This is a genomic window from Nonomuraea sp. NPDC049504 (assembly GCF_040676845.1).
Lineage (GTDB): Bacteria > Actinomycetota > Actinomycetes > Streptosporangiales > Streptosporangiaceae > Nonomuraea > Nonomuraea salmonea.
Map to the genome: position 1 here is coordinate 94,947 of NZ_JBFAPT010000012.1, position 12,212 is coordinate 107,158.

At 71.4% G+C, this 12,212-nt stretch carries 13 protein-coding genes, 3 tRNA genes and 2 pseudogenes; 6 read left to right on the forward strand and 12 right to left on the reverse strand.

All coding sequences use genetic code 11. The annotated features are described in order from the left end of the window. The first annotated feature begins 7 nt into the window (after window positions 1-7). Complete coding sequence (locus AB0K28_RS23395) at window positions 8-925, forward strand: superoxide dismutase (protein WP_364373522.1); 918 nt, start codon at window positions 8-10, stop codon at window positions 923-925. A gap of 38 nt (window positions 926-963) precedes the next feature. Here AB0K28_RS23395 and AB0K28_RS23400 read toward each other — a convergent pair whose 3' ends face one another. From AB0K28_RS23400 to AB0K28_RS23415, 4 genes are all read right to left on the reverse strand, one after another. Then, on the reverse strand, window positions 964-1,599 hold the full coding sequence (locus tag AB0K28_RS23400) for an FMN reductase (protein ID WP_364373525.1): 636 nt from the start codon (window positions 1,597-1,599) through the stop codon (window positions 964-966). 36 nt (window positions 1,600-1,635) lie between these two features. Continuing rightward, complete coding sequence (locus AB0K28_RS23405; protein ID WP_364373528.1) at window positions 1,636-2,730, reverse strand: LLM class flavin-dependent oxidoreductase; 1,095 nt, start codon at window positions 2,728-2,730, stop codon at window positions 1,636-1,638. A gap of 78 nt (window positions 2,731-2,808) precedes the next feature. Continuing rightward, a complete protein-coding gene (locus AB0K28_RS23410; RefSeq protein ID WP_364373531.1) occupies window positions 2,809-3,459 on the reverse strand; it encodes an NAD(P)H-binding protein in 651 nt (216 codons plus the stop codon). 10 nt (window positions 3,460-3,469) lie between these two features. Then, window positions 3,470-4,198 (reverse strand): helix-turn-helix domain-containing protein, encoded by a 729-nt coding sequence (locus tag AB0K28_RS23415; protein WP_364373534.1) that lies wholly within the window; start codon window positions 4,196-4,198, stop codon window positions 3,470-3,472. Window positions 4,199-4,269: 71 nt separating this feature from the next. On the opposite strand from AB0K28_RS23415, the gene AB0K28_RS23420 reads away from it, so the two are divergent. Continuing rightward, window positions 4,270-4,638 (forward strand): metal-sulfur cluster assembly factor, encoded by a 369-nt coding sequence (locus tag AB0K28_RS23420; RefSeq protein WP_364373537.1) that lies wholly within the window; start codon window positions 4,270-4,272, stop codon window positions 4,636-4,638. After that, window positions 4,635-5,618 (forward strand): amidohydrolase family protein, encoded by a 984-nt coding sequence (locus tag AB0K28_RS23425; protein WP_345386466.1) that lies wholly within the window; start codon window positions 4,635-4,637, stop codon window positions 5,616-5,618. The genes AB0K28_RS23420 and AB0K28_RS23425 overlap by 4 nt, the downstream gene beginning before the upstream one ends. Here AB0K28_RS23425 and AB0K28_RS23430 read toward each other — a convergent pair. The 8 genes and pseudogenes from AB0K28_RS23430 to AB0K28_RS23465 form a co-directional block, all read right to left on the reverse strand. Beyond that, window positions 5,580-5,690 carry an FtsW/RodA/SpoVE family cell cycle protein gene (locus AB0K28_RS23430; protein WP_364373863.1) on the reverse strand — a complete coding sequence of 37 codons (111 nt, stop codon included), beginning with the start codon at window positions 5,688-5,690 and terminating at the stop codon, window positions 5,580-5,582. The two genes, AB0K28_RS23425 and AB0K28_RS23430, sit on opposite strands and share 39 nt — an antisense overlap. 73 nt (window positions 5,691-5,763) lie before the next feature. Next, window positions 5,764-6,345, reverse strand: a pseudogene (locus AB0K28_RS23435) (FtsW/RodA/SpoVE family cell cycle protein); the annotation flags it as partial. A gap of 37 nt (window positions 6,346-6,382) precedes the next feature. After that, window positions 6,383-6,649 (reverse strand): annotated as a pseudogene (locus AB0K28_RS23440) (rod shape-determining protein MreC); the annotation flags it as partial. Between the two features lie 12 nt (window positions 6,650-6,661). Further along, window positions 6,662-7,093, reverse strand: coding sequence for a nuclear transport factor 2 family protein (locus tag AB0K28_RS23445; RefSeq protein ID WP_364373541.1), 432 nt, complete (start codon window positions 7,091-7,093; stop codon window positions 6,662-6,664). Between the two features lie 607 nt (window positions 7,094-7,700). Next, window positions 7,701-7,772: transfer RNA gene (locus tag AB0K28_RS23450), tRNA-Val, on the reverse strand. Between the two features lie 8 nt (window positions 7,773-7,780). Further along, a tRNA-Cys gene (locus AB0K28_RS23455) sits at window positions 7,781-7,851 on the reverse strand. Between the two features lie 15 nt (window positions 7,852-7,866). Continuing rightward, window positions 7,867-7,938, reverse strand: a tRNA-Gly gene (locus tag AB0K28_RS23460). A 79-nt stretch (window positions 7,939-8,017) separates the two neighbouring features. Further along, window positions 8,018-9,217: a hypothetical protein gene (locus AB0K28_RS23465; protein WP_364373543.1), complete on the reverse strand. Its 1,200-nt coding sequence runs from the start codon at window positions 9,215-9,217 to the stop codon at window positions 8,018-8,020. 124 nt (window positions 9,218-9,341) lie between these two features. On the opposite strand from AB0K28_RS23465, the gene AB0K28_RS23470 reads away from it, so the two are divergent. The 3 genes from AB0K28_RS23470 to hutH are packed head-to-tail and all read left to right on the forward strand — an operon-like array spanning window position 9,342 to window position 12,211. After that, window positions 9,342-9,893 (forward strand): hemerythrin domain-containing protein, encoded by a 552-nt coding sequence (locus AB0K28_RS23470; protein ID WP_345386454.1) that lies wholly within the window; start codon window positions 9,342-9,344, stop codon window positions 9,891-9,893. 43 nt (window positions 9,894-9,936) lie between these two features. Further along, a complete protein-coding gene (locus tag AB0K28_RS23475; protein WP_345386452.1) occupies window positions 9,937-10,644 on the forward strand; it encodes a helix-turn-helix domain-containing protein in 708 nt (235 codons plus the stop codon). 16 nt (window positions 10,645-10,660) lie between these two features. After that, entirely contained in the window at window positions 10,661-12,211 is a 1,551-nt protein-coding gene (hutH, locus tag AB0K28_RS23480; RefSeq protein WP_364373547.1) for a histidine ammonia-lyase, read from the forward strand. The last annotated feature ends 1 nt before the right edge of the window (window position 12,212 follow it).

Genomic DNA, 12,212 nt, shown 5'->3' on the forward strand with positions numbered 1-12,212 from the left:
TGGGCGCATGAGATCCGCGATCCAGAAGACCGCACTCAGCGCACTCGCCGCGGTCCTGCTCGGCGCCACGCTCCACGGCCCCGCGCAGGCGGCGACGAGAACCGACACGTTCCCCCTGCCCAACGGCTTCCAGCCGGAGGGCATCGCGATCGCCGGCGGCCACGCCTACTTCGGCTCGCGCGCCACGGGCGACATCTACCGCGCCGACCTGCGTACCGGCAGGGGGAGGGTGATCAGCAAGGGCCCCGGCACGCCGTCGCTCGGCCTGGAGACCGACGGCCGCGGGCGGCTGTTCGTGGCGGGCGGCAACGCGGGCGACGCCCGGGTGATCGACCTGCGCACCGGAAAGGTGCTCAAGTCGTACCGGCTCGCCACCGGCACGTCGTTCGTCAACGACGTGATCATCGTCGGCCGGGCCGCCTACTTCACCGACTCCAGCAACCCCGTCCTGTACAAGCTGGACCTCGGCCGCCGCGGCAGGCTGCCCGCCAAGGCCGTCAAGATCCGGCTCAGAGGAGCCATCAAGTACGGCGAGGGCATCAACGCCAACGGCATCGTCGCGAGCCCCGACGGCCGCTCGCTGCTCGTCGTCCAGTCGAACACCGGCAAGCTCTTCGAGGTCAACCCGCGGTCCGGGTTCACCGAGGAGGTCCGGCTCCGGGGCACGAACCTGACCAACGGCGACGGCCTGCTGCTGGAGGGCCGCACCCTGTACGCCGTCCAGAACAGGGACAACCGGATCGCGGTGATCAGGCTGTCCCGTGACGGCGAATCGGGCAGGCTCGTCAAGCGCATCACCCACCGCGAGTTCGACGTGCCCACGACGGTCGCCGCCCGCGGCCACCGCCTCTACCTCCCCAACGCCCGCTTCAGCACGACCCCGGCCCCCGACACGAAGTACGACGTCGTCTCGGTCAAGCGCTGATCACCCGCCCCGGGGCACCGCCCCGGGGCGTTCACCCGCTAGTCGGGCTCGCCCGGGCGCAGTGCCGCGAGCTGCTGCTCGAACGGCACGACCGCCTCCGGCTCGGGCCGCCGGGGCACGCGGTGGAGCAGCAGCGCGGCCAGCTCCTCGGCGGCGCGCTCGATGCGCTCGCCCAGCCCGTCGGTGAAGGCGTCCCTGCCGCCGCCCCAGTCCTCCGAGGCCGCGTACACGGCGGTCGGCACGACCACGGCCCGCAGGTACGCGAACAGCGGCCGCAGCGCGTGCTCCAGCGCCAGCGAGTGCCGCGCGGTGCCGCCGGTGGCCGCGATGAGCACCGGCTTGCCGGTCAGCGCGGTGTTGTCGATCACGTCGAAGAACGACTTGAACAGCCCGCTGTAGGACCCGCTGAAGATCGGCGTGACCGCGATGAGCGCGTCCGCCGCGGTCACGGTCTCGATGGCCGCGCGCAGCCGGCCGTTGGGGAAGCCGGTGACGAAGGCGTTGGCGATGTCCACGGCGAGGTCGCGCAGCTCCACGGTCTCGACCTCGGCGGCTTCCGCCCGCCCCGTGACCGCCTGGGTGACCGCCTGGGCGACCGCCTCGCCCAGGCGGTCGCCGAGCAGGCGGGTGGAGGAGGGCTGGGTCAGTCCCGCCGTGACGACGACGAGCTTCATGAGGGGAGGTCTCCTTTCGCAGCGAAGGAAGGCAGGTCAGGCGCCGACGGGAGCGGTCGCGTCCCGCGCCGCCAGCAGCGACGCGTGCGTGGGCGCGCCGGGCACCTCGGCGGGGCGGTCCTTGGCGAACTCCTTGCGCAGCACCGGCACGACCTCCTCGCCGAGGATGTCGAGCTGCTCCAGCACGGTCTTCAGCGGCAGGCCCGCGTGGTCCATGAGGAAGAGCTGGCGCTGGTAGTCGCCGAAGAGCTCCCTGAACTCGAGCGTCCTGTCGATGACCTGCTGCGGGCTGCCCACGGTGAGCGGCGTTTCGGCCGTGAACTCCTCCAGCGAGGGGCCGTGACCGTAGACGGGGGCGTTGTCGAAGTAGGGGCGGAACTCGCGTACCGCGTCCTGGGAGTTCTTGCGCATGAACACCTGCCCGCCGAGCCCCACGACGGCCTGCTCGGGCGTGCCGTGGCCGTAGTGGGCGTAGCGCTGCCGGTAGAGGTTGATCAGGCGCATGAAGTGCTCCTTCGGCCAGAAGATGTTGTTGGCGAAGAAGCCGTCGCCGTAGTAGGCGGCCTGCTCGGCGATCTCGGGGCTGCGGATCGAGCCGTGCCACACGAACGGCGGCACGCCGTCGAGCGGGCGCGGGGTGCTGGTGAAGCCCTGCAGCGGCGTACGGAAGCGGCCCTCCCAGTCGACGACGTCCTCGCGCCACAGCCGGTGCAGCAGCGCGTAGTTCTCGATGGCCAGCGGGATGCCCTGCCTGATGTCCTGCCCGAACCACGGGTAGACGGGCCCCGTGTTGCCGCGCCCCAGCATGAGGTCCACCCGGCCGTCGGCGAGGTGCTGCAGCATGGCGAAGTCTTCGGCGATCTTCACGGGGTCGTTGGTCGTGATCAGCGTCGTGGCCGTGGACAGCTGCAGGCGCTCGGTCCTGGCCGCGATGTAGCCCAGCATGGTGGTGGGCGAGGACGGCACGAAGGGCGGGTTGTGGTGCTCGCCGGTCGCGAAGACGTCGAGACCCACCTCCTCCGCCTTGAGCGCGATCGCCACCATCGCCTTGATCCGCTCGTGCTCCGACGGGGTTCTGCCGGTGGTGGGGTCGGTGGTGACGTCACCCACGCTGAAGATGCCGAACTGCACTTTAGTCACCATCCATGACTGTTGAACATTTGACGGCTACGGTAGCGCCAGAGCCCGCCGGGTTATTCCATCATCAGTTCAGAGGGCGTTGATGTCAGCGGGCCCGAGTATCCGCTTCGGCGCCCCGCGCTCGGCCACCGCGATCATCGCCTGCCCGATCCGCTCCGTCGTGGTCACCTGCGCGGCGAACAGCCGCCGCAGGATCGGGTAGAGCGGCCTGGTCGCCATGTACGCCAACCGGTAGAGCGCCGTGCGCGAGGTCACCCCGTGCACCGGCTGGATGTAGCCCGGCCGGAACATGTACGCCTCCAGCGGCAGCGCCAGCAGCGCGTTCTCGGTCTCGCCCTTCACCCGGGCCCACATGGCCCGCCCGCCGGCGTCGGTGCCCATGCCCGACACGTACACGAAGGTCGATCCCGGGCTGAGTCTGGCCAGCGTCCGGCCGGCCGCCAGCGCGAAGTCGTAGGTGACCCGGCGGTAGCCGGGCTCCCGCATGCCCGCCGACGACACCCCGAGGCAGAAGAAGCAGGCGTCGTGGCCGCGCAGCTCGTCCTCGACCGGGCTCAGGTCGTCGAGCGCGGCATGCCTCACCTCGCGCAGCTTCGGGTGCGTGACCCCGGTGGGGGCGCGGCCGACCGCCAGCACGGCCGTCACCCGCTCGTCGGCCAGGCACTCCCTGAGCACGCCGCGCCCGATCATGCCGGTCGCCCCGAACAGGATCACCTTCATGCCGTTCCTCTCACTTCAGGTCGCCGACGGCCTCCTCAAGGCGGGCGCGGGCGCGGGCGGGGATGGTCAGGCCATGGGCGGAGATGCCGATGGCCCACGACGTGCCGGGCACCACCGCGCCCGCGCAGGCCACCTCGTCCCTGAACTGCCCGTGCTCCTCCACCACCTGCCCCGGGGATAAGCGCGCCAGCTCCTCCTCGACGTCCTCCACGCTGGCGGGGGTGGAGGAGGTGAAGCGGCGCAGGCCGTACTCGGTCAATATGTCACGCCGCGTCCGCTGCGGGAGCGAGAGCAGCAGCGCCTTGCCGAGCGCGGTGGCGTGCGGCGCGGTGTCCAGGCCCGCCTGCAGGTCCTCGAGCCAGGGGGAGCGCGGCCCCTCGGCGACGTCCAGCACGATCAGCCGGCCGCCGAGCAGCTGCGCGAGGTACGCGGTGTGCCCCGTCACCGCCGACAGGTGACGCAGCACGACCGAGGCGCGGGGCGGGCGGTCGAAGGCGTCGATCATCTCGTGGAAGCGCTCGGCGACCTGGGTGCCCGGCAGGTAGTCGCCGTCCGGGCAGCGGTACAGGTAGCCCTCGTAGCACAGGGTGCGGACGAGGTGGTAGGAGGTCGACAGGTTCAGCCCGCACCGCCGTGCGATGACCTTGACCGACAGCGGCCGGTCGGCGCGCGAGACCTCCTCCAGGACGCGAAGGGCACGGGAGACGCTGCGTATCAGATCGCTCGGTTCTTCGGTCATCCCTCAAGCATGTGCGCTATCTGAAAATCGGACGCCTACCCCAGGCGGCACACCCGTCCGACGATGAGGCCATGCCGGAGATACCGCAGTGGGCCAGTGAGGCGCTGTCGGGGGTCTACGACCCGTGCTGCCGGGAGAAGGGCATCTCCGTCGTGGAGATGGGCCTCGTCAGGTCCGTCGAGGTGCGCGACGGGCGGGCCAGGGTGGAGCTGCTGCTGACGTCGGGCTGGTGCCCGTTCGCCGCCCGCGTGCTGTCGGAGGTGCGCGAGCGCATCGAGGAGCAGCCGGGCGTCCGCGAGGCCGAGGTCGAGATCGTCTGGGACGAGGTGTGGACGACGGAGCGGCTCTCCCCGAGGGCGGACCGGCTGCTGCGCTTCCTGCCCGACCCCGCGCAGGTGCCCGACAAAGCCGCCTACATCGCGAGAAGGGAACGACGGTGATCGACGACTTCTTCGTGTTCGACAGCGTGGCGCACGTCTTCAACTTCGAGCCCAAGAACGCCTTCGGCGACCCGGGCCGGATGTTCTCCAATCACCTGTACGCCTTCCACACCACCCTCACCCCGGAGGGCGAGCCCAAGCTGCCGCCCGAGGAGTTCCTGCGGCAGTGGACGATCGACGACATCCACCGCATGGTCTTCGACGAGTCCGACACCGACATGCTCGTCGCCATGCCGCTGCCGCTCACCGACCTCTACCACGACGGCCTGTCGCCCTGGCAGGAGTGCGCCGAGCTGGCCGCCCGCGACCCCGAGCGGGTCGTCTTCTGGGGCTCGGTCAACCCGCTGGAGGGCCGCAAGGCGCTGGACCTGATGGAACGCCAGGTGGGGGAGTACAACGCGCGCGCGTTCAAGCTCTACAACGTCCGCTACGACTACGGCTCGCCGTACCCGTGGCGGATGGACGACCCCCGGGTGGCCTTCCCCATCTTCGAGAAGGCCCGCGACCTCGGCGTCAACCTGATCGGCGTGCACAAGGGCGTCCCGCTGGGGCCGCAGCCGATCGAGCACACCCAGACGTGGGACATGGACGGCGCCGCCGCCAACTTCCCCGACATCAACTTCGTCATCTTCCACGTCGGCCTGCCGTTCCTGGACGAGACCTGCTGGCAGCTCATCCGCTACCCCAACCTGTACGCCGACCTCGCGGCCACGATCAACTTCATCGTGCGGGCGCCCAGGATGTTCGCCGAGATCCTCGGCAAGCTGCTCTTCTGGTGCGGCGAGGACAAGATCATCTACGGCTCTGAGGCGCCGATCTTCCACCCGCAGTGGGCGCTGCGCGCGTTCAGGGACTTCCGGATCCCGCAGGACCTGTGCGAGGGGTACGGCTACCCGCAGCTCACCGACCAGGCCAAGCGCAAGATCCTGGGCGAGAACCTGCTACGCCTGCACGGCCTTGCTCCGGTGCACGGCCTGTAGCAGCCCGGCGGCCACCAGACCGGCCACCGTGGCGGAGCCGCCGTACGAGACGAACGGCAGCGGCACCCCCACGATCGGCGTCAGCCCCCAGCGTCATGCCCACGTTCAGGAACGTCTGGAACCCCAGCCACGACACCAGCCCGCCCGCCAGCACCGTCCCGTACGGCGAGGCGGCGTGCCGGGCGATCGACAGTCCCCGCCACAGCAGCGCGGCCAGGGCCGGCACGATGAGCGCCGCGCCCGCGAAGCCCAGCTCCTCGCCCGCGACGGTGAAGATGAAGTCGATGTGCTGCTCGGGCACGAAGTGGCCGGCGGTCTGCTCGCCGTGGAACAGGCCCTTGCCGAGGAGCCCGCCCGAGCCGATCGCGATGCGCGCCTGAGCGGCGTTGTAGCCGGCGCCGCCGGGGTCGGCCGCGGGATTCGCGAGCACGAGCAGCCGTTGGAGGTGGTACGGCCGTACGAGCCCCCAATGCCAGGCCGCCGCGCCCGCCCCCGCCGCGCCCGCGGCCGGCACCAGCAGCCACCGCCTGGCCGCCCCCGACACCAGCAGCGCCCCCGTCACCATGGCCGAGAACACCAGCATCGTGCCCAGGTCGGGCTGCAGCGCGATCAGCCCGATGGGCGCCGCGGCCAGCGCCAGTGCCAGCAGCACCGCGCCGAACCCGGGCGGCCGCCGCCCGTCGCGCAGCTCCCCGAGCGGCACCGCGAACGCCGGCGCCAGCGCCACCTTCGCGAACCACGTACGGCCGCCCGCCCGCCGACCCCAGCGTCACCACCTGATCGCCAACGGCGAGCGGCGCGCCAGGGTCGAACAGGCGGAGCAGCAGCCGCCCCTCGCCCGGCACCCCGGTCACCACGCCCAGCTCGCCCGATCCGGCCATCCGCGCCCCCACCGTCGAGCCCGCGTCGGTGATCAGCGACACCGACGCCGTCCCAGGTCCCGCCCAGGTGACCCGGCCGACGAGCCCGTCGGCGTTCAGCACGGTCACGTCACGCGCCACGCCCGCCGCCGCCCCGGCGTCGATCGTCACCCTCCCCAGGGCTCAGGTGGCGGTGCGCCAGGACTGTTCCTCGACCAGCTCCACGCTGCGCCAGCCGCCGGGGGTGCGGCGGAGACGGTGGTGGTACCAGCCGCCGCCGTGCAGGAACCCCTTGGTCCGCGCGCCCGTCATCTCCCGCGTGGGGGCCAGCGTGTCGAGGAACGGCGCGCTCACCCGCGCCTCACCGTCGCAGAACGCGAACGTGGCCGCGCCCACCAGATGTGACCGGCCGGGCCAGTGCGAGAGCACCTCGGCCAGCCACGCCTTGACCTCGTCGCGGGTGCCGCTGATGCCTCCGGACGAGCGGTAGTCGATGCTCGCGTCCGGGGTGAACACCTCGTCCAGCAGGTCCCAGTGCCCCGAGTCGACGGCCCTGGTGTAGCGGGCCAGCAGCTCCGTGATCTCTGATCGGTCGGCGATCTCCTGCGCGTCCATGGAGTGATCGTCGCGTTAAGCGAGGCTCATGGCCAGCAGCCCTTGGAGGCGATGCGCGGGCACCCGTACGGAGAAGGACGCACACGGCACGCAGAAGTAGTCCCGGCCGAACGTGAACTCCACGCCACCGGGTGCGAGGTTCGGGCCCGCCCACGGCCCGCACCCCGTACGCCGGCCCCCACACCCACAGCGCCGCCACCCCGGCCACGCCACTCACGAGCCCCAGCACACCAGCAGCCCGGCCCCCGACCCCCGAACCACCGACGCACGAGCTGCCCACCGCAGACCACCACCAAGGAGAACGCGGCCACAGCCACCCCGACCGCGACGCCGTCCGACAGTCCATGCGGCGCGCCGATGCCCATCCCAAGCCCGGGAAACACCAGCACCCCGACGACCGGCCGCCTCTCCCAGCGTGACCCGGAACTGGCCCCCAGGTGACCACCCAACCGAAAACACGGCCTGTAGAGAGCATCCCGGTCCGGGGCAACCGGAGAACTACGAAGCCCCAGCCGGTCGCCTCCCTCCCCATAGGGAGCGTCGTGGTCCGAGGCGGGTCTAGGAAACACGAAGCCCCAGCCGCTGAGGGCTGGGGCTTCGTCAGGGGTGGACGATACTGGGATTGAACCAGTGACCTCTTCCGTGTCAGGGAAGCGCTCTCCCGCTGAGCTAATCGTCCTTGGTGTGAGGTGGCGACGGGATTTGAACCCGTGTGGACGGCTTTGCAGGCCGCTGCCTCGCCTCTCGGCCACGCCACCGAGCCGGAAGCTCCGAGCGGAAGACGGGATTCGAACCCGCGACCCTCACCTTGGCAAGGTGATGCTCTACCACTGAGCCACTTCCGCGTGTCGCCCCAGCCGCTGCCGGGTGACGTAGAGAACTCTAGCGAATCTCGGCCCACTCCCCAAACTGGAATCCGAACACCTACGGCGTGAGCCGCACGCCCACCGGATGCGGCCCCTCCGTCTCCAGCCGGTACTCCCGCCCGTTGATCGCCCGGTTGTGCTCGATGACCCGCTCCGACGGCGGCTGCTCCCCGCCCATGATCGCCTCCTGCATGCGGGTGAACCGCTCGTGGGCCTCGCGCACGTAGCCGGTGCCCAGGGTGGTGACGTCCACCTGCGTGGTGAGCAGGTCGCGCAGGTAGCCCTTGTTCGGCTCGAACGTCACGGGCGGCGGCAGCGCGGGCGCCAGCACCTGGTCGGGGTCGCGCCCGTCGAACCGCTTGAACAGCTCGGCGGCCAGCCGCAGATGTTCGAGCTCCATCATGAGGTGCAGCTCCCAGATCGCGCGCACCTTGGGCTCGGACTCGGTCTCCATGAAGGAGTGGTAGAGGTAGCACTCGTTGTACTCGTGGTTGAGCAGCATCTCCCACCAGCTCTCGCCGGGATCGACGAGCGACTCGTAGTGGGTGACGTGCTCCTCCTCGATGAGCCCGATCTCCTGGTAGAGCTGCCGCGCGATGGGCTCCATGTAGGTGGGGCCGACGTTCATGTAGAAGTTCATGGTCTGCTGCTCGGCCGCCATGATCGTCAGCGCGTGCAGCCGCGACAGCGGCTCGGTCTCGCGGCGCTCGTAGGGCCGGCGCACGTTGTCGATCGGGTCGCGATGATGCTGGTACGTCGGCCGCCCCGGCATGACCTCGGTGAGCTGGCCGACGATCTTCTCCGCCTTGCGGCGCTCGATCATCTCGTACAGGTTGGCGTAGCGGTAGAGATGGTCGAAGTCCTCCAGCACCCCGAACTGGTAGGCCTGCTTCAGGTACGGATCCGGCTCCATCCGCGCCACCCAGGCCGTCAGGTCCACCGCGACCTGCTCGTACGCGATCGTCGTCTCCAGCACCGACGACGAGCCGGGCAGCAGCCAGTTGACCGCCTTCTGCTGCTGCGCCTCGATGTAGCGCACCCGCGCGAGCTGCCGCTCGACCTCGAGGTCGGCGCAGTGCCTGGCGAGGTGGTGGCTGAACATGACGGCCTCGACCTCGATGCCGTTCATGGTGATGATCCGGCACCGCGTGTAAGGATCGGCGGCGTCGGGGTCGATCGGGGTGACGTTCAGCTCCCGCGAGGTGCGCAGCTGCTCGTCCAGCGGGATACCCCGCTCCTGGAGTGGGTCGAAGGACATGTCGCTGCGCGTACCCGCGCCGGTGCCGGGCAACCTCCGCGTTCGGTGCTCGAAGCGCCCGTGTTCGGTAAGGCGGCGCGTGCCCGGACGGCGCCGGGGTAGGGCGCTCGACGTGGCTGAACACGTGGCTGAACACGATGTCATCGAGCTCCTGATGGCCCAGCACGGGCGGATCAGGGACCTGTTCGACGAGGTGGAGCAGGCGCCTCCGGACAAGGTCGGGGAGGCGTTCGAGCGGTTGACGCGCCTGCTGTCGGTGCACGAGACCGCCGAGGAGGAGATCGTCCACCCGTACGCGCGCAGGAAGCTCGACAACGGCCAGGGCCTGGTGGCCGACCGGCTGGCCGAGGAGAACAAGGCCAAGCGCCTGCTCCTCGACCTGCACAAGGCGGGCGTGGACGACCCGCGGTTCTGGGAGGGGCTGGCGGAGCTGCGTACGGCGGTGACGGCGCACGCCCGCAGCGAGGAGCGCTACGAGTTCGCCAAGCTGCGCGCGCGGACGTCGGTGGCGGAGCGGCGGACGATGGCGGCGGCCGTGCGAGCGGCGGAGTCGATGGCGCCGACCCGCCCGCACCCCGGCACCGAGTCGATGACGAAGAACGTGCTGATGGGCACGCCCATGGCGATCATGGACCGAGCCCGCGACATGCTCCGCAAGGCATTGGGCAAGCGGTGACCCTTCGACGCGCAGCGAAATGTCGCCGTACTAGCGTCGAGGCATGGAACACATCGCCGCAGACGCCGACATCGCGCCCGTGGCGGCGCTGATCGCTGAGCCCGCGCGGGCCGCGATCCTGACCGCGCTGCTCGGCGGGCGCGCGCTGGCCGCCGGTGAGCTGGCCAGGATGGCCGGGGTGAGCGCCGCCACCGCTAGCGCCCACCTCGCCAGGCTGCTGGACGGCGGGCTGGTGGCCGTCGTCCGCCAGGGCCGCCACCGCTACTACCGCCTGGCCGGTCACGAGATCGCCGAGGTGCTGGAGGTGCTGGCGCGGATCAGCGCCCGCCCGCCGGTGCGCTCGCTGCGCCAGTCGCGCCAGGCCAGGCAGCTGGAGGAGGCCCGCACCTGCTACGACCACCTCGCGGGCCGCGCCGGGGTGAGCCTGCTCGACCGGCTCAAGGACGGCGGTCACTACGACGGCCACGACCTGACCGGGCAGGGGGAGCGGCTGCTGTCGCGGCTCGGCGTGGACGTCGCGGGCACGCGCAGGTCGCGACGGCGCTTCGCGCCCGAGTGCCTGGACTGGACCGAGCGCAGGGCGCACCTCGGCGGCGCGCTCGGCGCGGCGATCACGGAGGTGCTGTTCGAGCGCGACTGGCTGCGCCGGGGCGCCGTGCCGAGGGCCGTGACCTTGACCGACGCGGGACGGCAGGGGCTGGCGGAACTCTTCGGAAGTAAGGAGCTAACATCGGGTACGCCGGTTACCTAAGCGAGAGAGACGCACCATGCGCGACAACGAAGTCGTGACCGTCGGCCCAGAACCGCTGACCTTCGACGACGTCATCAGGGTGGCCCGCCACGGCGCCCCCGTACGCCTCAGCGACGACGCCGTCGCCGCCATCGCCGCCGCCCGGCAGCGAGTGGACGAGCTCGCCGAGACCCCCGTCCCCCACTACGGCATCTCCACCGGGTTCGGCGCCCTCGCCACCCGGCACATCGACCCGGCGCTGCGCGCCCAGCTCCAGCGCTCCCTCGTCCGCTCGCACGCGGCCGGCAGCGGCCCCGAGGTGGAGACCGAGGTGGTGCGGGCCCTCATGCTGCTGCGCCTGCACACCCTGGCCACCGGACACACCGGCATCCGGCCGACCACCGCCAGGACGCTGGCCGCGCTCATCAGCTCGGGCATCACGCCGATCGTGCACGAGTACGGCAGCCTCGGCTGCTCGGGCGACCTGGCGCCGCTGGCGCACGTGGCGCTGACGCTCATGGGCGAGGGCGTCGTCAGGGACGCGTCCGGCGCGGTGCGGCCCGCCGCGGAGGCGCTCAAGCAGGCCAGGATCGACCCGGTCGAGCTGGCCGCCAAAGAGGGCCTGGCGCTGATCAACGGCACCGACGGCATGCTCGGCATGCTCATCCTCGCCATCCACGACCTCACCAAGCTGGTCAGGACCGCCGACGTGAGCGCCGCGATGAGCGTCGAGGCGCTGCTCGGCACCGACCGGGTGTTCGCGCCCGAGCTGCAGGAGCTGCGCCCGCACCCGGGCCAGGCGCGCTCGGCCGCCAACATGGTGAAGGTGCTGCGCGGCTCCGGCATCATGGCCAGCCATCGCGACCCGGCCGCCTGCACGCGCGTGCAGGACGCGTACTCGCTGCGCTGCGCCCCGCAGGTGGCCGGCGCGGCCCGTGACACGATCGCGCACGCCGCCTCCGTCGCCGGGTGGGAGCTGGCCAGCGCCGTGGACAACCCGGCCGTGCTGGCCGACGGCCGGGTCGAGTCCAACGGCAACTTCCACGGGGCGCCGCTGGCTTACGTGCTGGACTTCCTCGCGATCGTGGCCGCCGACCTCGCCTCGATGGCGGAGCGGCGTACCGACCGGTTCCTCGACGTGGCCCGCAACCACGGCCTGCCGGCCTTCCTCGCCGACGACCCCGGCGTCGATTCAGGCCACATGATCGCCCAGTACACCCAGGCCGCCCTGGTCTCCGAGCTCAAGCGGCTGGCCGTGCCCGCCAGCGTCGACTCCATCCCCAGCTCGGCCATGCAGGAGGACCACGTCTCCATGGGCTGGTCGGCGGCCCGCAAGCTGCGCAAGTCGGTGGACGGGCTCACCCGGGTGCTGGCCGTCGAGGTGCTGACCGCCGCCCGCGCGATCGACCTGCGCGCCCCGCTGGAGCCCGCGCCCGCGACGGCCGCCGTCGTACGGGCGCTGCGCGAGACCGTGCCCGCCCCCGGCCCCGACCGGTTCCTGGCCCCGGAGATCGAGGCCGCGGTCCGGCTGGTCGCCGAGGGCGGCGTGGTCGCCGCCGCCGAGTCCGTGACGGGGCCGCTGGACTGAC